Source organism: Bradyrhizobium sp. BWC-3-1, from assembly GCF_032917965.1.
Taxonomy (GTDB): domain Bacteria; phylum Pseudomonadota; class Alphaproteobacteria; order Rhizobiales; family Xanthobacteraceae; genus Bradyrhizobium; species Bradyrhizobium canariense_D.
The window spans coordinates 135,804-155,297 of the sequence record NZ_CP136625.1 but is presented as its reverse complement, the minus strand read 5'-3'; the positions used below and the strand labels follow the sequence as shown (position 1 = coordinate 155,297).

Below are 19,494 nucleotides of genomic sequence, written 5' to 3'. Positions count from 1 at the left end.
GAACGCACCGCCTGCGCGGCAAATCTACTCATGCCGGTGCGCGTGCTGGCGTGCCTTCGTCGGCTCCGCTTCGTCCAGGCTACGCGCATCTTACCGCGTTTCGTGAACGGTGCGAGAGAGAAGGCGCTCGCTCACAGCCGCGTTGCCCGTAGCCGCAGCGCGTTTCCAACGACGCTGACCGAGGACAGCGCCATCGCGGCCGCGGCGATGATCGGCGACAGCAGCACGCCGAACGTTGGATAAAGGATTCCGGCCGCGATCGGAATGCCTGCGGCGTTGTAGATGAAGGCAAAGAACAGGTTTTGCCGGATGTTGCTCATCGTCGCCTGCGACAGTTTTCGCGCACGCACGATGCCGGTCAGATCGCCCTTCAGCAAGGTGACGCCGGCGCTCTCCATCGCCACGTCCGTGCCGGTGCCCATGGCGATGCCGACTTCGGCTGCGGCCAGCGCTGGCGCGTCGTTGACGCCGTCGCCAGCCATCGCGACGCTGCGGCCGGCCTTCTGCAGCTTTGTCACCACCGCGCTCTTCTGATCCGGCAGCACCTCGGCCTCGACATCGGCGATGCCGAGCCTGCGCGCGACAGCCTCCGCCGTGGTGCGGTTGTCGCCGGTCAGCATGATGACCTTGATGCCTTCGGCCGCGAGTGCCTTCAGCGCCTCCGGCGTGGAAGCCTTGACCGGATCGGCGATCGCGAACAGGCCGGCGAGCCGGCCGTCGACGGCCATGTTGATCACGGTCGCGCCATCGCCGCGCAGCCGTTCGGCCTCGCCATCGAGCGTTTTGGTGTCGATGCCGATCGACATCAGATATTTGGCATTGCCGAGCACGATGGTTTTGGCGTCGACCTTGCCGGTGGCGCCCTTGCCTGTCGGCGAATCGAATTGCTCGACCTGGCCCAGCGCGAGCTGCTTCTCCTTCGCCGCGCGCATGATCGCGTCGGCCAGAGGATGCTCGCTGGCGCGCTCCACGCTGGCGGCTAAGCGGAGGATGTCATCTTCCGCGAAGCCGGCCGCCGGCACGATCGCGACCACCTTCGGCTTGCCCTCGGTCAGCGTGCCGGTCTTGTCGACCACCAGTGTGTCGATCTTCTCCATCCGTTCCAACGCCTCGGCGTTCTTGATCAGCACGCCTGCCTGCGCGCCGCGGCCGACGCCGACCATGATCGACATCGGAGTCGCCAGGCCAAGCGCACAGGGGCAGGCGATGATCAGCACGCTGACGGCGGCGACGAGGCCGAAGGCCAGCCGCGGCTCCGGTCCGAACCAGGCCCAGGCTGCGAACGCGATGACGGCAACGGCGATCACCGCCGGCACGAACCAGCCCGCGACCTGGTCGGCGAGACGCTGGATCGGCGCGCGCGAGCGCTGCGCGTCCGCGACCATCTGCACGATCTGCGACAGCAGCGTCTCACGCCCGACCTTGTCGGCGCGCATGATGAAGCTGCCGGACTGGTTGAGCGTGCCCGCGATGACCTTCGCGCCCGTCTCCTTGGTGACCGGCATGGACTCGCCTGTTACCAGCGACTCGTCGAGCGAGGAACGGCCCTCCAGAATGACGCCGTCGACCGGCACTTTTTCGCCCGGACGCACGCGCAAGCGGTCACCGGCATGAAGGGCGTCGATCTCGACCTCGTGCTCGCCGCCGTCGGTATCGATGCGGCGCGCGGTCTTCGGGGCGAGCTGCAGCAGCGCCTTGATCGCACCCGACGTCGCATCGCGGGCGCGCAGCTCCAGCACCTGACCGAGCAGCACCAGCACGGTGATGACGGCCGCTGCCTCGAAATAAACCGCGACCGCGCCTTCGTGGCCGCGGAAGGTGGCAGGGAAAATCTGCGGCGTGATGGTGCCGATCAGGCTGTAGACATAGGCGACGCCCGTGCCCATCGCGATCAGCGTGAACATGTTGAGGTTGCGCGTCAGCAGCGACTGCCAGCCGCGGACGAAGAACGGCCAGCCGGCCCACAGCACCACTGGCGTTGCAAAGACGAGCTGGATCCGATTCGACAGCGTCGCATCGATCCAATTGTGCGGGCCCGCGAGATGGCCGCCCATCTCCAGCACGACGGCCGGCAGCGCCAGCGCGCCGCCGATCCAGAACCGCCGCGTCATGTCGGCAAGCTCGGGATTGGGACCGGTCTCCAGGCTCGCCACTTCCGGCTCCAGCGCCATGCCGCAGATCGGGCAGGTGCCAGGTCCGGCCTGGCGGATCTGCGGATGCATCGGGCAGGTGTAGATCGTGCCTGCGGGCATCTCGGGTTGGGGTGTCTTCTCCTTGGCGAGATATTTTGCGGGGTCGGCAGCGAATTTGGTGCGGCAGCCGGCCGAGCAGAAATGGAAGGTCTCGCCGTGATGGTCGAACCGGTGTTTTGAGGTCGCAGGATCGACGGTCATGCCGCAGACGGGATCGCGGACTGTTGCCGCGGCGCCGTGGTCATGCGCGTGATCGCCGTGCCCGCCGCAGCAGGAGGAGGCCGCGGGCTTGGCGACCGGCGGAGCTTTGCTGCCACAGCCGCATCCGGAACGTGTTTCCGCGTTGTGACGGTGCTCGTGTTCGGCGTCGTTCATTGCCACGCTCCGGCCTTGCAAGTCATACCCTGGGGGGGTATATAGTCGGCATGCGCAAGGACATCAAGGCATCTGTCGGCAAACGTCTCGGCCGGATCGAGGGGCAGGTTCGCGGCCTTTCGAAAATGGTCGAGGAGGATCGCTATTGCATCGACATCGTCACGCAGATCTCGGCGGTGCGCGCCGCCTTGCGCCGGGTCGAGGAAGAGGTTCTGAAAGATCACGTCGCCCATTGCGTCGAGCATGCGATCGCGAGCGGCGACAGGGCGGACCAGCGCGAGAAGATCGCGGAGCTGATGGCGGTGATTGGGCGGGCGGAGCGGTAGTCTCTTACTCGCCCGCCATTGTGAGGGGCTATCCGCCAACGTCGTCCTGGCGAAAGCCAGGAGGTGGATTCACACTCGAAGTGCAACAGTTGAGAGGAGAAGGCCTCTGCCGGGGTTCTGAAGTCAAGGCATTTGCGCGGGGTGTTGTTGTAGGCGGCAATGGACTGACGGAAGCGCCTGGTTGGGAGCTTTTCGAGGTCGGTCTTTCGGGGGATGAAGCGGCGCAAGCGGCCGATGGCGTTCTCGATGCCGCCCTTTTGCCACGGCGCGTGCGGGTCGCAGAAGAAGGTCTTCATCAAGAGGCTCTGCAAGGAAAGGTGGGCGGCGAACTCGGTGCCGTTGTCGAAGGTGACGGTACGGCGCAGTGCCTCCGGTACGGCTTTGAACAGGCGTACGAGATGGCTAGCGATACCGGCGGCGAACTTGCGTTCGATGGGAACGGCGAGCAGCAGGCGCGAGGTTCGCTCGTGGACGGCCAGGATGGCCTGCCGGTATTTGGAGAACATCATCAGATCGGCTTCCCAGTGGCCCGGGACTTTGCGATCGGCGACCTCGGCAGGCCGTTCTGCCAGCGAAACACGGCCTTCGATGAAGCTTGCGGGGCTCCCGCCTCGTTTGCCGCGGTGGCCTCGCTTGCTCTTGCCTCGAGGCAGATAGCGCCGCCAGGTGAAGTCCGTCGTGCGTGTGATCTGGGCGTAGATGAAGCGGTAGATGCTCTCGCAGGAGATCACCCTACGGCCACGTTCCCGGGCCAGCCTGCCTGCGACCTGTTCGGGTGACCAACCGCGGCTCAAGCCTGCCAAGACCTCGCGGCGCAAGCTGGCGTCCCGCTCGAGGCGAGAGCCCTTCCAGCGCCGCGCCCGGGTCTGCTGCTGAGCATAGCTTGGCTTGTAGCCGACTTGCCTGCCACGGTTCCGCCTCAGCTCCCGAGAGATCGTTGATGGCGGCCGATCCAAAGCTGCCGCGATTTGCCCGACCGAGCCGCCATTGGCCGAAAGGCGGGCAATCTCGCATCGATCGTCAAGGGAGAGCTGTTTGTAAGTCCGCCCCATGGCAACACCTCCAGATGGAAGTGTTGCACTTCGTTTGTGAACTCAGGGGACCCATACCGCGGAGTTTATCGATCGAACGCGGTAGCTGTACCGAACGGCCGGTTCTTGCCAAACTTCTTCCTGGGATAATGGGTCCTGGCTTTCGCCAGGACGACGGCGGAGTTACGCCGCCATCGCCCGCGTCTGTGCCCGTGCGCGGTACTTTGCGAGATCGTTCAGCAGCACAAAATGCTCGGAGAAGGCGATGCTCATCTCCGCAGCCGCCTCACGCATCACTTCTTCAGCCGGAACCGGCGCCTCTTCGTCAATCGCTTCAGGAACGAGCGGCGGCGCACTGAACGTTTCTGGAAACACACCGAAGGTGCCGGCTACCTCCTCGAGCGGCTTCTGCTTGTCGGCCCAGTGCAAGGCGGTGTAGTCGAAGCCGTGCACGATGGTGGGTTTGACGACTTCGAAATAGGGCGAGATGTCGAAGTCGCGGGGCATGTAGAGCGAGGAATCGCGGATGTGCAGGATCTCGCGGCGGGCGGCGCGGCTGCCGGCCTTTGTGATTTTCGGCAGGATCGGGTAACGCACGGCGTCGAAGGCTTGCGCGATCAGGGCCGAGCAGATGATCTTGGTGGGATCGCCCGAGCCGATCGAGATCATGCGGCGCCGCCAGCGCTGCGGGATCGGCAGCGGAAACAGAAAGCGCATCAGGTCGACGATGTTCTTGGTGTCGTAGCCGAAGCCGATGCGGTTGATCGCATAGCGGCAGACCGTGGTGCGGTCCTCATAGGACAGCCCGACCGGGCGGCAGACGCGGGTGTGATAGGGGAAATATTTCGACAGCGGCGCGGAGGTGACGCCTTCGCCGATATTGGCCTCGATCAGCACGTGCGGCTCGCCGTCGGGCTCTTCCGCACCCTCGATCGGGCCGACATAGAGTGCGCCGTGGGACCAGGTCGACTGCGTCAGATATTTGATGATGCCCGAGATGCGGTTGTTGCCCTCGACCAGCAGCACGTCGCCGGGCTCGATGACGCCGCGCAGATGCTCGGGGTCGCTCGGCGTGAACGGCTCATAGCCCGGCACCTCCTTCGAGAGGTACGCGGCAATCAGCTTGCCGACTGAATCCAGGACCGTCCCCATTTCAAACTCCCCCACGGCCTTTTCCGGCCGTCTTTTTCTCTTCTCTACCATGGTCGGAACGTGTTGCAATTCGGTTCATCGATTTGTGACATCAAGCACGATTGATTCACCATGATGGTTGCCGCGCAACATCAGATACGGCAAGGTTCGCTAGCTGTTCCCGTTTGCCGCAAGTCTCCGGAAACCATGACATGACAATCACGCGCCGCAGCTTCCTATCGGCGTCGGCGGGCCTTGCCGCGATGCCGGTCCTGCGCGCGACCGCCGCGACCCTGCCGCGCGAGGCTGACATTGTCGTGATCGGCGCGGGCGCGGCGGGAATTGCCGCGGCGCGGCGTATCATGGCGGCCAATCGCAAGGTCGTGGTGGTGGAGGCTGCGTCGCAGATCGGCGGCCGCTGCATCACGGATACGACCACCTTCGACGCGCCGTTCGATCGCGGCGCGCGCTGGATGCACAATCCCGACACCAATCCGATGATCCGGCTGGCGCGCAGTGCCGGGCTCGACGTTCTGCCGGCGCCCTCAGGCCAGAAGATGCGCATCGGCCGCCGCAACGCACGGGCCGGCGAGACCGAGGAGTTCCTGGCGGCGTTGGTCCGGGCCAACCGCGCCATCGACGAGGCCGCGCGCGGCAAGCTCGATACCGCCTGCGCCTCGGTGCTGCCGAAGGATCTCGGCGACTGGGCCGGGGCGGCCGAGTTCATGCTGGGTGCGAGCTTCGCCGGCAAGGACCTGAAGGAGCTGTCTGCGATCGACAAGGCGCGTGCACAGGATCGCAACGCCGCGATCGCCTGCCGCCAGGGCCTGGGGACCCTGATCACCAAACTGGGTGAGCAGGCGCCGGTCGCGCTGTCGACACCGGCGAGCCGGATCGTCTGGAGCAATCGCGACGTCAGCGTGGAGACACAGGCCGGCAGGATCGCCGCCCGCGCGGCCATCATTACGGTCTCGACTAATGTCCTGACCTCGGGCGCGATCAAGTTCGGGCCTGACATTCCGAAGCGCACGCTCGATGCCGCATCAAAGCTCACGCTCGGGAGCTACGATCACATCGTGCTGCAGCTACCGGGCAATCCGCTCGGCCTGTCGCGCGACGACATCCTGATCGAGCAGAGCAACTCGACGCGCACGGCGCTGATGTTCGCCAATATCGGCGGCTCCTCGCTGTGCTCGATCGATGTCGGCGGCTCGTTCGGCCGTGATCTCACCCAGCAAGGCGAGAAGGCGATGACGGCCTTCGCCAGAGAATGGATCACGAAGCTGTTCGGCAGCGAAGTCGCCGCAGCCGTGCAGAAAGCCAGCGTGACGCGCTGGAATGCCTCGCCGTTCGTGATGGGTGCGATGTCGGCGGCCTCGCCCGGCGGTCAGTTCTCGCGAAAAATCCTGACCGAGCCGATCGGCAACATGTTCCTCGCCGGCGAAGCCACGCACGAGACGCTCTGGGGCACCGTCGACGGCGCCTGGGAAAGCGGCGAGCGCGCCGCGGACGCGGCCTTGCGCAAGATCGGCGCGCTCAAGGACGAGCCGGCCGATGTCCCGACGCAGTCCACGAAGAAGCGGCGAGCGCCGCGGCAATAGGCAATTGACCTGGACAAGCGCAGCGCAGATCCAGGACCCATGACCCCAGAAGTCGTTTGGCGAAGACTTTTGGTGGCCAGCTCGCGGTACAAACGCTGGGGTAATGGGTCCTGGCTTTCGCCAGGACGACTCGCGGAGAGACTTACCGTAACACCCCGTCCAGCAGCGGCAGTCCCGCGATCACCGCGAGCGCGATCAGCGCGTAGCAGATGGCGCGAAACACTTTCTCGCTGGCACGGCCGAACAGCGACGCACCGAAGGCGACGCCGATCGCATAGACCGGCCCGACGATGAGCGATAGCACAAGCGACTCGCGTGAGATCAGGCCTGTGGTCGCGTAACTGATCATCGAGAAGAAATCCGACGCGCCGAAGAACAGCAAGATGTTGGCGCGCGCGACGATCGATGCGACCGGGCGGCCGAGCCAGTAGCCGACGATCGGCGGGCCGCCGGTCTGGGCGAGCCCGCTACAGAAGCCGGAGAGGCTGCCGATGCCGACCGAGAGCCACGCGTGGTCCTTGCCGCGATAGCGCCAGCCCGACAGCAGCAAGAGCAACAGCGCGGCGACGAAGCAGGAGATGATCCACCGCGTCGTAACGGGTTCGAGCACGCTGAGGAAATAGGTGCCGACGGGCACGCCGACCAGCGCGCCCAGCACGATCACGGCGGTGGCCTTGCGGTCGGCCTTGCGCCAGGCGTCAGGCAGCAGCGGCGCGGCCGCGACGAAATCGATCACGAGGAGCAGCGCGGCAACCAGACGCGGCGCCGCGATGCTGCTCGCCAACGGCATGAAGATCAGCGCCGAGCCGAAGCCGGAGAAGCCGCGCGCGGTGCCCGAAACGAAAGCGACGGCGCAGAGCGCCATCGCAATGGTGAGGCTGACGTCCTTTGGAAGAAAGTCAGTGAGATTCATGCTCTATGATTCTCGAGCATGATCATGCTCTCAAAGTGCCGCCGGTCTTCTTCGTCACCTCCGCCACGATTTTCGCGGCGACGGCCTCGATCTCCTGGTCGGTCAGGGTCTTTTCGCGCGGCTGAATCGTCACCGCGATCGCGATCGACTTCTTGCCGTCGTCGATGCCCTTACCTTCGTAGACGTCGAACACGTTCACAGCGGTGATCAGCTTCTTGTCGACGCTCTGAGCCGCGCGCACGATGTCGCCGCCCTTCACGGTGCGGTCGACGATGAAGGCGAAGTCACGCGACACAGGCTGGAATGCCGACAGCTCGATCACGGGCTTGGCACGGGTCGGCTTTTTCTTCGCCTCGGGGATGCGCTCGAGGATCACCTCGAACACCATCAGCGGGCCGCCGGCACCGAGCGCCTCGAGCGCGCGCGGATTCATCTCGCCGAAATAGCCGAGCACGTTTTGCGGCCCGATCTGGATCGTACCGGAGCGCCCGGGATGCAGCCAGGACGGGCCGCCCGCGACGATCTGAAGGGCCTGCATTGGTGCGCCGGCGGCGGCGAGTACCGCGAGCGCATCGGCCTTGGCATCGAACACGTCAGCCTGCGCCGAACCCGACCAGTGTCGTCCCAGACCTTGCGACGACGCAAAGCCGCGGCGGAGGCCGCTTGCCGCCATGAACTGATCCTGCGGGCGATCGCCCTTGAACACCTGCCCTACCTCGAATAGCGCGACATCGCTCAAGCCGCGATCGGCATTGGCCTGCGCCGCCGCGATCAGGCCGGCCAACAGGGTCGGGCGCATGTCGGACAAATCCGACGCGATCGGGTTGGCGACCTCGAGTTCGCGCTGGCCGCCGCCGAACAGCTCTGCGGCTGACTTGGTGATGAAGGACCAGGTCACCGCTTCGATGATGCCGCGGCTCGCCAGCGCGCGCCTGGCGCGGCGGGTGCGGAGCTGGAGCGGGGTCAGCACGGATTTGCGTGCGTCCTCGCCGCGCTCGAACGGCGTCATCGGCACCTTGTCGACGCCGTAGATGCGGACGACTTCCTCGACGATGTCGGCCTTGCCGTGCACGTCGGTCCGCCATGACGGCACCGCGACCTTCACGACGGGCCCCGGGCCCGCCATCATGAAGCCGAGATGAGTCAGGATGCGCTTCATCTCCGGCATCGGCACCTCGATGCCCGAGAGGCGCTTGACCTCGGTCACCGGAAAATCGATCACGCGGTCGTCGCCGAAGCTCTTGCCGACCACGACGTTCTCGGACGGCGTGCCGCCGCACATCTCCAGCACGAGTTTTGTCGCGAGCTCCAGCCCCGGCACCATGAAAGCCGGATCGACACCGCGCTCGAAGCGGTAGCGCGCGTCCGAATTGATGCCGAGCTTGCGGCCGGTCTGGGCGATGTTGATCTCGTTCCACAGCGCCGATTCGATCAGCACGTCGGTGGTAGTCTCGTCGCAGCCCGAGGCCTCGCCGCCCATGATGCCGGCAAGCGATTCGACGCCGTGCTCGTCCGCGATGACGCAAATCGCGGGATCGAGATTGTAGCTGCGGCCGTCAAGCGCGAGCAGCGTCTCGCCGTCGCGGGCGCGGCGCACCACGAGATTGCCCTTCACTTTCTTCGCGTCGAACACGTGCAATGGCCGTGCGCGGTCGTAGGTCATGAAGTTGGTGATGTCGACCAGTGCGTTGATCGGGCGCAGCCCGATGGCGGTCAGTCGCTTCTGCAGCCATTCCGGCGACGGCCCGTTCTTCACGCCACGCACGAGCCGCAGCGCGAAGCCCGGGCACAGCACCGCGTCCTCGACCGTGACCTTCACCGGGCAGGGGAATTCGCCCTTGATCGGCTTGATTGTGGGGTCCTTGAACTTGCCCATGTCGGCGGCGGCAAGGTCGCGCGCGATACCGTGCACGCCGGTGCAGTCCTGCCGGTTCGGCGTCAGGTTGATCTCGACTACGGGATCGCCGAGGCCGGCCCATGCGGCGTAGGCAGCGCCGATCGGCGCATCCGCGGGCAATTCCATGATGCCGTCATGGTCGTTGGAAATCTGCAGTTCGGCCGCCGAGCACAGCATGCCGCGGCTCTCGACGCCGCGGATGGTGCCGACACCGAGCGTGATGTCCTTGCCGGGAATGTAGGTGCCGGGCGGGGAGAACACGCTGACGAGACCCGTCCGCGCATTCGGCGCCCCGCACACCACCTGCACGGGTGCGCCGCCATCACCGGTGTCGACCATGCAGACGCGCAGCCGATCCGCATTCGGATGCTGCTCGGCGGATATCACCTTCGCGATGGTGAAAGGCTTCAGCGCCTTCGCCTTGTCCTCGATGTTCTCGACCTCGAGCCCGATCATGGTGAGCTTCTCGGCAAGCTTGTCCAAGGGCTCGTCGGTCTCGAGATGTTCCTTCAGCCAGGAGAGAGTGAATTTCACGAGCTCAGCCCTCCCGCGAGGGTCGGTACTTCGAGCGGCTTGAAGCCGTAATGGGACAGCCAGCGGACGTCGCTGTCGAACAGCTGGCGCAAATCGGCGATGCCGTATTTCAGCATGGCGATGCGGTCGATGCCCATGCCCCAGGCAAAGCCCTGGTACTCGTCGGGATCGATGCCGCAGGCGCGCAGCACGTTCGGATGCACCATGCCGCAGCCGAGAATCTCGAGCCAGTCCTCGCCCTCGCCGAAGCGGATCTCGCCCTTGTCGCGGCGGCACTGGATGTCGACTTCCAGCGACGGCTCCGTGAACGGGAAGAACGAGGGCCGAAAGCGCATGTTGATGTGGTCCACCTCGAAGAACGCCTTGCAGAACTCGTGCAGGATCCATTTGAGATGGCCGAGATGGGAGTGCTTGTCGATGACGAGGCCTTCGACCTGGTGGAATTGCGGCGTGTGGGTCGCGTCCGAATCGATGCGATAGGTGCGGCCCGGGCAGATCACGCGGATTGGCGGCTTCTGGCTCAGCATGGTGCGCACCTGCACCGGCGAGGTGTGGGTGCGCAACAGCATGCGGGAGCCGTCCTCCTTCGGGTGGAAGAAGAAGGTGTCGTGCATCTCGCGCGCGGGATGGCCTTCCGGAAAATTCAGCTTGGTGAAGTTGTAGTCGTCGGTCTCGATATCGGGGCCTTCGGCGACCGAGAATCCCATGTCGGCGAAGATCGTGGTCAGCTCGTCCCAGACCTGGCTCAGCGGATGGATACGACCGGCCTCGGCCGGCGCATCGCGCAGCGGCAGGGTGACGTCGATGGTTTCCGACGCAAGCCGCGCGTCGAGGGCCGCCGATTTCAGGACGTCGCGCCGCGCCGCGAGCGCCTCAGTGACCTTGTCCTTGGCCTGGTTGATCGCGGCGCCTTGCGTCTTGCGCTCGTCCGGGGACATTTTTCCGAGCGTGGCAAGCAGCGCCGAGATCGAACCCTTCTTGCCGAGGGCTGCGACGCGCACCGCTTCGAGGGCGGCCTCATCGCCGGCTGCGGCGATGTGGTCGAGGATGGATGTTTCGAGCATTGCGAGGTCGGACACGGTCAAATCCCTGCTGCCAAATTCGGCTGGGTTGTCGCCGCCCGAAGGCCGTAACGTCAAGCGAAAAGCCGGTCATTCGGGCTGACGAGCGGCTGGGTTGAACCTCGCGCGGGAGGCTGGCACCAAGGAGGATACGAGGAGACTTTCGCGATGCTCTCAAGATCCGGTCTGGCTGCTCTCGCCGTCGTTCTCTCTGTCGCGAGCAACCCGGCGCGCGCCATGGTCTGCATGGAGAAATCCATGACGCTGGACGAGGTCGTCGACACCATCGGTGCCCAGAAGGGCTGCGAACGCGCGATGAAGGTGTTTCAGGATTGCCAATTGACCGCGAGCGGCGATGTCCAGCTCGGCGCCGCCGTCGAGAAGAAATGCGAGGCGGACTTCATGCCCGGCCTCAACATGGTGCGGAAACAGGCTTACCAACGCGAGATGCGCGTGTGCGACCGGAAGTACCGGAATAAATCCGGCACCATGTATCTGTCGTTCACGGCATTCTGCCGGGCGGAGGTCGCCCAGCGCTACTCGCAACGCGCGCTGAAGGCCGGCGGAGCCGGCCGCTAGCTCAGGCCGCCAGAGCGGCCTTGGCCTTTTCGGCGATCGCCTGGAACGACGCGGGCTCGTTGATCGCGAGATCCGACAGCACCTTGCGGTCCACGGTGATCCCGGACTTGGCCATGCCATCGATAAAGCGGCTGTAGGTCAGGCCGAACGGACGCACGGCGGCGTTGATGCGCTGGATCCAGAGCGCGCGGAACGTCCGCTTCTTGCGCTTGCGATCACGGAAGGCATAGACGAGAGCCTTCTCGACCGCCGGCTTGGCGGTGCGGATCGTGTTCTTGCGGCGGCCGCGGAAACCCTTGGCGGCCTTGTAGACTTTCTTGTGCTTGGCGTGGGCGGTCACACCGCGTTTGACGCGAGCCATGACAAAAATCCTTCGAAAGATGACTTGATGTTCGGATCGCCGCGAAAGCCGCGGCGCGGGTGGCAATGATCGTGGACGCGATCAGGCGTTCGGCAAGAAGTACTTCTTGACGTTGTCGCCGTCGGTCTTGAACAGCACGGCGGTGCCGCGCAGCTGCCGGATCTGCTTCTTCGTCCGCTTGATCATGCCGTGACGCTTGCTACGATGCGCGAACATCACTTTGCCGGTGGCAGTCACCTTGAAGCGCTTTTTAGCGCCCGATTTGGTCTTCAGCTTGGGCATTTGGCTCTCCTAATGGCCATAGCAATCCGCCCGCAAAGGCGGCTGGCCGTCAAAATGCTCGTTAGAGCGTTGATTGTGCTCAGGTTTTACGAACAAGCGCGAAACCCGCACGGACACCGCCACGGCAGCCCTTAATCAGCCGGGCAATGAAGGCTGGGCTTATGACAGAGGACGGGCGAATTGGCAACGATGAACCGGTGGAACCTAGCCGGCGACTATCCGGAATTGCTAACCTCATGTCCGAGCCGTGTGACCCGGAGCAGGACCAGAATGCCCCCTTTTTCCCAAACGCTGTCGTCCTTGACTGATGTCGCTCGCCCGCGCTGCCTGGCGCTGTTGGCCGTGCTCGCCATGGCCGCGTGTCCGTCGAGTGCCAATGCGCGCATCCGCGGCTATGACGGCGTCTGGAACGTCACCTTCGCCACCACCCGCGGCAATTGCAGCTCGGGCTACAGCGTCCCCTTCACCGTCACCGGCAGCCGGGTGTCGTCCGCCGGCGGCGGTCGGGTCTCCGGCAAGGTCAATCGCAGCGGTACCGTCGCGGTCCAGGTCTCGGTCGGGGCCTCCCATGCCAGCGGCGGCGGCCGCCTCGCTGGCGTGAACGGCGCCGGTTCGTGGAGGGGTATCATCTCCGGCGATCAGTGCAGCGGCACCTGGCATGCGACGAGGACGTAATTATCGCCTCCAGAGGACGGTGCGCTCTCTCTTGCGCAAGCGGGAGAGGCAAAAAAACAAAACGGCCCGCCGGAGATCCGGACGGGCCGTTGAATTCTTCAGCCTAAAGAACCAGCGTCAGCGCGGCGCCAGCACCATGACGACCTGACGGCCCTCGAACCGCGCGTCCTGCTCCACCTTGGCGAGCTCGGCGACGTCGGTCTTGATCTTGTCGAGCAGCTTGGTGCCGATCTCCTGGTGCGCCATTTCGCGGCCACGATAGCGCAGGGTGATCTTGACCTTGTCGCCTTCTTCGAAGAACCGCTGCATGGCGCGCATCTTCACTTCGTAATCGTGGTCGTCGATCATCGGGCGGAGCTTGATCTCCTTGATCTCGACGATCTTCTGCCGCTTGCGGGCTTCGGCGGCTTTTTTCTGCGCGGAATACTTATACTTCCCGTAGTCCATGATCTTGCAGACGGGAGGGCTGACGTTCGGCGAGATCTCGACCAAATCCATGCCGGCTTCCTGGGCCAAGCGGATAGCCGCGACGGTCTCGATGGTGCCCTTGTTGTCACCGGTCTGATCGATCAGCTGGATCTGCGCATTGCGAATATCGTCATTGATGCGCGGCCCGTCTTTGGCGGCAGTGGGCGGGGCTTTATTTGGACGGCGAATGGGTGGTTCTCCAAAGTTATGAAAAGAGGCGGCTATTTTGCAGGAAGATACGGTTGCCGGCAAGCAATCGCTCGTGCGGCGGTCGAAAAAGCCTCAAATGCGAGGCATTTTGGCCACGGCGGGGCACGCAGAGGGACATAGACACCTTGCTTCTGTTCCGCAAGCGTCCCAAAGGGCCAATGACGACGTCCGGCTGCGCTGCGGAGCACGTCCGGACAGCTCAAACCGCACAGCCAGAGTAAACGTTCCATGAATCACCCAATTCCCGATGCCGTGCTCGACTTCATCGATGTGGGCGAAGGCCCGTCCGCACGCCGGATCGCGGCGCGCCGCCGCGCGGCCCAAGAATCAAGTCAAGGACCTGGGCTGGTCTGGCTCGGCGGTTTCAAGTCGGACATGCAGGGCAGCAAGGCCGTGGCGCTGGACGAATGGGCCCGGGATCACGGCCGCGCCGTGGTCCGGTTCGATTATTCCGGCCACGGCGAATCCGGTGGCGATTTCGTCGACGGAACCATCGGGCGCTGGCTCGAGGAAAGCGTCGCGGTATTCGAGCGGTTCTGCGACGGCCCGCAAATCCTGATCGGCTCGTCCATGGGCGGCTGGATGGCGCTGCTGCTCGCGCGCGAGATCAAAAAGCGGCAAAAGAAACTGCAAGCCAAAGCCTCGCTGGCGGGCCTGGTGCTGATCGCGCCGGCGCCCGATTTCACCGAGGAGCTGATGTGGAAGAATTTTCCGGCCGCGGTGAAGAAAGAAATCGAGACCAAAGGCGTCTGGCTGAGACCGTCGAACTATGGCGACGGCTTGCCCTATCCGATCACGCGGAATCTAATCGAGGAGGGACGCAACCACCTCCTGCTCGGCAGCGCCATCGATCTCGGCTGTCCCGTCCGCATCCTGCAAGGTGCGCAGGATCCTGACGTGCCCTGGCAGCACGCGTTCGCCCTGACCCATCGCCTGCCGGCCGACGACGTCGTGCTGACCATGATCCAGGACGGCGATCACCGCCTCTCGCGCCCGCAGGACATCGCCCGCATTCTTGCCGCCGTGGCCGAGATCGGGTGAAATCGTCACCTAGCACTCGGTGTCATCGCCCGACTTGATGTTTAGACCGGACAGATCACTGACAGGTGTTCGGAGACATAGCTGACACTTCAAACTGGGCTGGAATGGTCGATTCGGGAGGCCTTCCATGCCCTGGAACGAGGTGTCGGTGATGGATCAGCGACGGGAGTTTGTGCGGCTTGCGTTGCAGGAAGGGGCGAACCGGCGGGAGTTGTGCCGGCGGTTCGGGATCAGTCCTGATGTGGGCTACAAATGGCTGCGGCGTTGGCAGGCTGGAGATCATGAACTGGCGGATCAGTTGCGCCGGCCCAAGAGCATGCCCAAGCGGAGCGTGCCTGAGGTCGAGGCGCGGGTTCTGGCTGTGCGTGACAAGCATCCGGCTTGGGGAGCGCGCAAGATTGCCCATTGCCTGAAGCGCGGCGGCCAGACCGTACCGGTGCCCTCCACAGTGCATCGGATCCTGTGCCGGAACGAACGGATCAAGCCGAGCGAGAAAGCCGCGCCGAGCCCTTCAGGCCACCGGTTCGAGAGGGACGCGCCCAATCAACTCTGGCAGATGGACTTCAAGGGCCACATGCCGCTTGCCGACGGAAGGCGTTGCCATCCGCTAACCATGGTCGATGACCACTCCCGCTATGCGCTGTGTTTGAAGGCGTGCGCCAACGAGCAGCGACCTGATGTGCAGAGGCATCTGACCGACACCTTCCGACGCTATGGGCTGCCGGAGGCCTTCTACCTCGACAACGGTTCTCCCTGGGGCGACACCTCGGGCGTTCGCTGGACTGCGCTGAAGGTATGGCTGCTCAAGCTCGGCGTCAGGGTGGTCCATGCCAGGCCACGTCATCCTCAGGGCCGAGGCAAGAACGAACGCTTCCATCGCAGCTTGAAAGCAGAAGTGTTCGCTCTGCGCACGTTCCGCACTTTGGCGGAAGTCCAGCGTGCCCTCGATAGCTGGCGAACGGTCTACAATCTGGAGCGGCCCCACGAGAGCTTGGGCATGGGCATTCCCGCCGATCGCTACCGGCCCAGTTTACGCGCCATGCCGGATCGTGTGCCGAAGATCCAATACGACGCCGGGGAGATCGTTCGCACCGTCTCCTCGACGCGGAGCTACATCGCCTTCAAAGGGCAAATGTGGAAAGTCCCTCAAGCCTTCTGCGGCGAGCAGCTGGCCGTGAGGCCGCTCGACCGCGACGGCCGCTACGGAATCTTCTTTGCCAGTTGGCAGGTCGGATCAATCGACTTGACGCGCAGCCAAACTGTCAGTGATGTGTCCGAACAGGCGTCAGCTATGTCTCCGGTCTAAACACTTGATCGGGCGATGCAGTATTCCAGAGGCGCTCGTGCTCAAGCCGAGAAGCCGCGGCGTACTGGATGCCCCGGTCGGGGCATGACTGAGAATGGGAGGGGAGAATCGCCGATGACCACCACCGCCATGCTGCGCGCCTTCTGCGACGCCGTCGAACAACGCAACGGAAAAGCCTTTGCGGATCTCTTCACCGAGGACGGCGTCTATCACGACGTGTTCTATGGCGCCTTCGCCGGCCGCGAGAAGATCGCCGCGATGATCGACGACTGGTTCTATCGCACGGCGACCGACTTTCGCTGGGACATGCACGACCCGGTGTCGAACGGCACCACGCTCTATGCGCGCTACACGTTCAGCTATCGCTCGATCTTGCCGGAGGCTGATGGCGCGCGGGCGATGTTCGAGGGCGTGGCGATCATGACGCTCCGGGACGGAAGGATCGTCAGCTATCACGAGGTCGCCAACACCGCGCCGGCGTTTGTCGATTTGAAGTTTGCGCCGGAACGGATTGCGAAGATCGTCGCCAGACAGGGCGCGGAGCTCAAGGCGCGGCCGGAGATGAAGCGACATTTGGGTTAGCCGTCGTTCTTGCGCACCTACCGCTTCGACGGATTTACCATCGGCTTGCGCTGCGCCAGCGCCGCGACAGTGGCGGTGCCGATCGGGCCCTGCTCGTCATAGAGCCAGCATTCGCCGATCGCCACACCGTCGGTGGCCTGGTGGTTCACCACCTCGAAGCCGATCCAGTTCGTCACCGGCAGGCGGTGCAGATAGATCGTGACGTCGCTGTTGATGTAGCCGAGCCCCTTGTCGCCGGCGTTCGCGAACGGACTGGCGAAGTCCGCGCCGGTGGCGACATGGACGAACGGCGTCATCGGCACGCCCGCGACCAGCTCGCGCACCTCGCTCATCCAGAGCTTTCGTGGCCCGAGCGAGCCCATGTGACCGACGATGGGTCGCGTGGTCCATTTGCCGTTCATGCCGAGCCTGGGATCGGTCGGCTTGGGAATGTCGGCCGGCTTCGGCACGTCCCAGTTCGGCGGCGACCAGACATTGCCGTCGGGATTCTGCGTTCGCCGTAACAGCTGGGACGAGGCGCGCGCCATGCCGATGCCGCCGGAAAAGAACTCTGCTTCCACGACGCGGATGCGCATCCCGTCGCGCACCAGCCGTGTCGTCACCTCGATCGGCTTGTTGATGGTGGGCAGCCGAAACATATCGACGGTCAGCCGCGCCGGCACGAATTCAGGACCGGAATGGCGCTCCTCGATGGCGAAGCCGAGCAGGCCGACGATGACGCGTCCGTGCAGCGATGTCGGATCCCACGGCCCATTGGCGACTTCCGTCGGGTGGAATGTGTCGCCGTCGCGGGTGAAGAAAGGCATGTTTGTCATGACGCGCGAGCTTGGAGGAACGTGCGGGGAAATCAAGATGCTCAATCCTCGTGGTGAGGAGGCGCGAAGCGCTCTTACCACAACAACGGTGTCATCGTCCGGCTTGACCGGGCGATCCAGTACTCCGCGGCGCTCGTGATTGAATCGATAGGCCGCGGCGTACTGGATGCCCCGGTCAAGCCGGGGCATGACACCGAGGATTAGGAAGCGAGCTCCCACTCCTCGCGCACGCCGTCATCACGCTCGCGCGCTATGGCGGTTGCTCTCATCGTTTCGAACTCATCCCGCGGCACCAACTGCCCCAGCGCCCATACCGCAGCCCCGCGTACCAGCGCGCTCTCATCCTCCAGCAATCGCCGCGCCTCGTCCGCCAGTGCCGCATCACCGGAGTTGCCGATCGCGATCAGCACGTTGCGCAAAAAGCGGTCGCGGCCGATGCGTTTCACCGGCGATTTGGTGAACAGCGCGCGAAACGCAGCGTCGTCGAGCCGTGCGAGCTCGGCAAGACCTGGCGCGCGCAAAGCGTCACGTGCGGCGAGCTTGGCCTCACGGCCCTCCTGCGCGAACTTGTTCCAGGGACAGGCGGCGAGGCAATCGTCGCAACCATAGATGCGGTTGCCGATGCTTTTACGAAATTCGCGCGGGATCGGGCCCTTGTTCTCGATGGTGAGATACGAGATGCAGCGCCGCGCATCGAGCCTGTAGGGCGCGGGAAAGGCCGCGGTCGGGCAGATGTCGAGGCACGCCCGGCACGAGCCGCAATGATCGATCTCGGCGTCGTCGCGCGGCAGTTCCAGCGTGGTGTAGATCGCGCCGAGAAACAGCCATGAGCCGAATTCGCGCGAGACCAGATTGGTATGCTTGCCCTGCCAGCCCAGATGCGCGGCTTGCGCCAGCGGTTTCTCCATCACGGCCGCAGTGTCGACGAATACTTTCACTTCGCAAGGCTTCACCTCACAAGTTGCGGTCGCGACCAGCCATCGCGCCAGTGCCTTCAGGCGCTTCTTGATGAGGTCGTGATAGTCGTCGCCCTGCGCATAGACCGAGATCGCCGCGCGCGTGCGCTGTTGCAGGATCGCGAGCGGATCCTGGTCGGGGCCGTAATTGACGCCGAGCATGATGACGCTGCGCACGTCCTGCCACAGCCCGCGGGGATCGACCCGGCGCTCCGGCTGCGCGGCGAGCCAGTCCATGTCGCCATGGCCGCCGGATGCGATGAATTCGAGAAAGTGTTTTCCGGCGCTTTCGATCGTGCCGGGCTCCGTAATGCCGATGCAGTCGAAGCCGAGCGCACGTGCTTCGTTTGCCAGCGCCGTCTTCAGTTCGGTCGGATCGGAGTTCAGAAGTCCAGGTCCACGTAGGTCCGCGACGCCGGCACGCCCGCCAGCCATTCGCTCAACAGCGGACGGAACGACGGGCGGGATTTCACCCGTGCGTACCAGGCCTTTGCCGCGTCGTCCTCGCTCCATGGCACGTCGCCCAGATAGTCGATCGCCGAGAGGTGCGCCGCGGCGGCGAGATCCGCGTAGGTGAGCCGGTCGCCGGCGAGGAAATTACGCGTCTGCGCCAGCCAGCCGATATAGGCCAGATGATAGCGCACGTTTGCCTTGGCGGCGCGCATCACGTCGGCCGAGGGCGGGCCCCCGCCGTTGTCCTCGCTCATGAAGCGCTTGTAGATGCGCTCGGTGACGAGCGGGTGGGAGACTTCCTCGAAAAACTTTTCGTTGAACCAGGCCATCAGCCGGCGGACCTCGACGCGCTCGCCGATCGTGTCCGGCATCAGGCGCTTAAGTCCCATCTCAGAGCCATAGGCCTCGTCGACATATTCGGCGACGATCGCCGCGCCCGGGATCGGCGGCTGCTCGTCGTCCACCAGGACGGGCGTCGTGCCCGCCGCATTGAGCAGCAGAAATGCTTCGCGCCGCTCCCAGCTGCGCTCTTCGATCAGCTTCAGCTCAAGCCCGTATTCTCCCGCGATCAGGCGGATGAACCGCGAATGCGGACAGAACGGATGATGAAACAGCGTAAACATGAAGCCTTTGACTATGTGATGGTGCTTAAGAATCCATCAATGTTTTGTGCGGCGCCACACTAGTCATTCAAAACCGCGAAGC

General features: G+C 64.4%; 19 protein-coding genes. 7 read left to right on the top strand and 12 right to left on the bottom strand.

The window, feature by feature from the left end; genetic code table 11:
* Positions 1-131 precede the first annotated feature (131 nt).
* Complete coding sequence (locus tag RX329_RS00700) at positions 132-2,567, bottom strand: heavy metal translocating P-type ATPase (RefSeq protein WP_085383376.1); 2,436 nt, start codon at positions 2,565-2,567, stop codon at positions 132-134.
* Positions 2,568-2,617: 50 nt separating this feature from the next.
* Here RX329_RS00700 and RX329_RS00695 point away from each other — a divergent pair, with 50 nt between their 5' ends.
* Positions 2,618-2,893 (top strand): metal-sensitive transcriptional regulator, encoded by a 276-nt coding sequence (locus tag RX329_RS00695; RefSeq protein WP_085359525.1) that lies wholly within the window; start codon positions 2,618-2,620, stop codon positions 2,891-2,893.
* On the opposite strand, the gene RX329_RS00690 is transcribed toward RX329_RS00695, so the two are convergent.
* Together RX329_RS00690 and RX329_RS00685 are read right to left on the bottom strand one after the other, a co-directional pair.
* Complete coding sequence (locus tag RX329_RS00690; RefSeq protein ID WP_317245485.1) at positions 2,788-3,945, bottom strand: IS30 family transposase; 1,158 nt, start codon at positions 3,943-3,945, stop codon at positions 2,788-2,790. The genes RX329_RS00695 and RX329_RS00690 overlap by 106 nt on opposite strands.
* Before the next feature lie 162 nt (positions 3,946-4,107).
* Positions 4,108-5,076, bottom strand: a complete 969-nt coding sequence (locus RX329_RS00685) for a YiiX/YebB-like N1pC/P60 family cysteine hydrolase (protein ID WP_085362042.1) — start codon at positions 5,074-5,076, stop codon at positions 4,108-4,110.
* A gap of 191 nt (positions 5,077-5,267) precedes the next feature.
* Here RX329_RS00685 and RX329_RS00680 point away from each other — a divergent pair, with 191 nt between their 5' ends.
* Positions 5,268-6,656 carry a flavin monoamine oxidase family protein gene (locus RX329_RS00680; RefSeq protein WP_085385564.1) on the top strand — a complete coding sequence of 463 codons (1,389 nt, stop codon included), beginning with the start codon at positions 5,268-5,270 and terminating at the stop codon, positions 6,654-6,656.
* Between the two features lie 142 nt (positions 6,657-6,798).
* On the opposite strand, the gene RX329_RS00675 is transcribed toward RX329_RS00680, so the two are convergent.
* The 3 genes from RX329_RS00675 to pheS are packed head-to-tail and all read right to left on the bottom strand — an operon-like array spanning position 6,799 to position 11,079.
* A complete protein-coding gene (locus tag RX329_RS00675; RefSeq protein ID WP_018455726.1) occupies positions 6,799-7,569 on the bottom strand; it encodes a sulfite exporter TauE/SafE family protein in 771 nt (256 codons plus the stop codon).
* 22 nt (positions 7,570-7,591) lie between these two features.
* On the bottom strand, positions 7,592-10,000 hold the full coding sequence (gene pheT / locus RX329_RS00670; protein WP_085362040.1) for a phenylalanine--tRNA ligase subunit beta: 2,409 nt from the start codon (positions 9,998-10,000) through the stop codon (positions 7,592-7,594).
* Positions 9,997-11,079 carry a phenylalanine--tRNA ligase subunit alpha gene (gene pheS / locus RX329_RS00665; RefSeq protein ID WP_026233010.1) on the bottom strand — a complete coding sequence of 361 codons (1,083 nt, stop codon included), beginning with the start codon at positions 11,077-11,079 and terminating at the stop codon, positions 9,997-9,999. The genes pheT and pheS overlap by 4 nt, the downstream gene beginning before the upstream one ends.
* Before the next feature lie 150 nt (positions 11,080-11,229).
* On the opposite strand from pheS, the gene RX329_RS00660 reads away from it, so the two are divergent.
* Positions 11,230-11,640, top strand: a complete 411-nt coding sequence (locus RX329_RS00660) for a hypothetical protein (protein ID WP_085362039.1) — start codon at positions 11,230-11,232, stop codon at positions 11,638-11,640.
* 1 nt (position 11,641) lies between these two features.
* On the opposite strand, the gene rplT is transcribed toward RX329_RS00660, so the two are convergent.
* Positions 11,642-12,001 carry a 50S ribosomal protein L20 gene (rplT, locus tag RX329_RS00655; RefSeq protein WP_007598538.1) on the bottom strand — a complete coding sequence of 120 codons (360 nt, stop codon included), beginning with the start codon at positions 11,999-12,001 and terminating at the stop codon, positions 11,642-11,644.
* Positions 12,002-12,082: 81 nt separating this feature from the next.
* Positions 12,083-12,283, bottom strand: a complete 201-nt coding sequence (rpmI, locus tag RX329_RS00650) for a 50S ribosomal protein L35 (protein WP_007598540.1) — start codon at positions 12,281-12,283, stop codon at positions 12,083-12,085.
* A gap of 270 nt (positions 12,284-12,553) precedes the next feature.
* Between rpmI and RX329_RS00645 the strand changes: the two genes are divergently transcribed.
* Positions 12,554-12,958: a hypothetical protein gene (locus RX329_RS00645; RefSeq protein WP_085385562.1), complete on the top strand. Its 405-nt coding sequence runs from the start codon at positions 12,554-12,556 to the stop codon at positions 12,956-12,958.
* 117 nt (positions 12,959-13,075) lie between these two features.
* Here the strand turns inward: RX329_RS00645 and infC are convergent, their stop codons facing one another.
* Positions 13,076-13,615 (bottom strand): translation initiation factor IF-3, encoded by a 540-nt coding sequence (gene infC / locus RX329_RS00640; protein WP_085349942.1) that lies wholly within the window; start codon positions 13,613-13,615, stop codon positions 13,076-13,078.
* Positions 13,616-13,864: 249 nt separating this feature from the next.
* Here infC and RX329_RS00635 point away from each other — a divergent pair, with 249 nt between their 5' ends.
* The 3 genes from RX329_RS00635 (at position 13,865) to RX329_RS00625 (ending at position 16,565) form a co-directional block, all read left to right on the top strand.
* Positions 13,865-14,677 carry an alpha/beta hydrolase gene (locus RX329_RS00635; protein WP_085362038.1) on the top strand — a complete coding sequence of 271 codons (813 nt, stop codon included), beginning with the start codon at positions 13,865-13,867 and terminating at the stop codon, positions 14,675-14,677.
* A 127-nt stretch (positions 14,678-14,804) separates the two neighbouring features.
* Positions 14,805-15,983: an IS481 family transposase gene (locus RX329_RS00630; RefSeq protein ID WP_317244478.1), complete on the top strand. Its 1,179-nt coding sequence runs from the start codon at positions 14,805-14,807 to the stop codon at positions 15,981-15,983.
* A 114-nt stretch (positions 15,984-16,097) separates the two neighbouring features.
* On the top strand, positions 16,098-16,565 hold the full coding sequence (locus RX329_RS00625) for a nuclear transport factor 2 family protein (RefSeq protein ID WP_018455732.1): 468 nt from the start codon (positions 16,098-16,100) through the stop codon (positions 16,563-16,565).
* Between the two features lie 17 nt (positions 16,566-16,582).
* On the opposite strand, the gene RX329_RS00620 is transcribed toward RX329_RS00625, so the two are convergent.
* From RX329_RS00620 to RX329_RS00610, 3 genes are all read right to left on the bottom strand, one after another.
* Positions 16,583-17,380 carry an acyl-CoA thioesterase domain-containing protein gene (locus RX329_RS00620; RefSeq protein ID WP_317245484.1) on the bottom strand — a complete coding sequence of 266 codons (798 nt, stop codon included), beginning with the start codon at positions 17,378-17,380 and terminating at the stop codon, positions 16,583-16,585.
* 200 nt (positions 17,381-17,580) lie between these two features.
* Positions 17,581-18,771, bottom strand: coding sequence for a tRNA epoxyqueuosine(34) reductase QueG (gene queG, locus RX329_RS00615; protein ID WP_018455734.1), 1,191 nt, complete (start codon positions 18,769-18,771; stop codon positions 17,581-17,583).
* Positions 18,720-19,412, bottom strand: coding sequence for a glutathione S-transferase family protein (locus RX329_RS00610; RefSeq protein WP_018455735.1), 693 nt, complete (start codon positions 19,410-19,412; stop codon positions 18,720-18,722). The genes queG and RX329_RS00610 overlap by 52 nt, the downstream gene beginning before the upstream one ends.
* Positions 19,413-19,494 lie beyond the last annotated feature (82 nt).

Coding starts and splice junctions, on each gene's coding strand:
- RX329_RS00675 (WP_018455726.1), bottom strand. CDS start 7,569: ATGAATCTCACTGACTTTCTTCCAAAGGACGTCAGCCTCACCATTGCG.
- queG (WP_018455734.1), bottom strand. CDS start 18,771: ATGGCTGGCGGGCGTGCCGGCGTCGCGGACCTACGTGGACCTGGACTT.
- RX329_RS00625 (WP_018455732.1), top strand. CDS start 16,098: ATGACCACCACCGCCATGCTGCGCGCCTTCTGCGACGCCGTCGAACAA.
- RX329_RS00620 (WP_317245484.1), bottom strand. CDS start 17,380: ATGACAAACATGCCTTTCTTCACCCGCGACGGCGACACATTCCACCCG.
- RX329_RS00630 (WP_317244478.1), top strand. CDS start 14,805: ATGCCCTGGAACGAGGTGTCGGTGATGGATCAGCGACGGGAGTTTGTG.
- rpmI (WP_007598540.1), bottom strand. CDS start 12,283: ATGCCCAAGCTGAAGACCAAATCGGGCGCTAAAAAGCGCTTCAAGGTG.
- RX329_RS00635 (WP_085362038.1), top strand. CDS start 13,865: ATGAATCACCCAATTCCCGATGCCGTGCTCGACTTCATCGATGTGGGC.
- RX329_RS00700 (WP_085383376.1), bottom strand. CDS start 2,567: ATGAACGACGCCGAACACGAGCACCGTCACAACGCGGAAACACGTTCC.
- RX329_RS00645 (WP_085385562.1), top strand. CDS start 12,554: ATGCCCCCTTTTTCCCAAACGCTGTCGTCCTTGACTGATGTCGCTCGC.
- RX329_RS00610 (WP_018455735.1), bottom strand. CDS start 19,412: ATGTTTACGCTGTTTCATCATCCGTTCTGTCCGCATTCGCGGTTCATC.
- RX329_RS00680 (WP_085385564.1), top strand. CDS start 5,268: ATGACAATCACGCGCCGCAGCTTCCTATCGGCGTCGGCGGGCCTTGCC.
- RX329_RS00695 (WP_085359525.1), top strand. CDS start 2,618: ATGCGCAAGGACATCAAGGCATCTGTCGGCAAACGTCTCGGCCGGATC.
- RX329_RS00690 (WP_317245485.1), bottom strand. CDS start 3,945: ATGGGGCGGACTTACAAACAGCTCTCCCTTGACGATCGATGCGAGATT.
- RX329_RS00685 (WP_085362042.1), bottom strand. CDS start 5,076: ATGGGGACGGTCCTGGATTCAGTCGGCAAGCTGATTGCCGCGTACCTC.
- RX329_RS00660 (WP_085362039.1), top strand. CDS start 11,230: ATGCTCTCAAGATCCGGTCTGGCTGCTCTCGCCGTCGTTCTCTCTGTC.
- rplT (WP_007598538.1), bottom strand. CDS start 12,001: ATGGCTCGCGTCAAACGCGGTGTGACCGCCCACGCCAAGCACAAGAAA.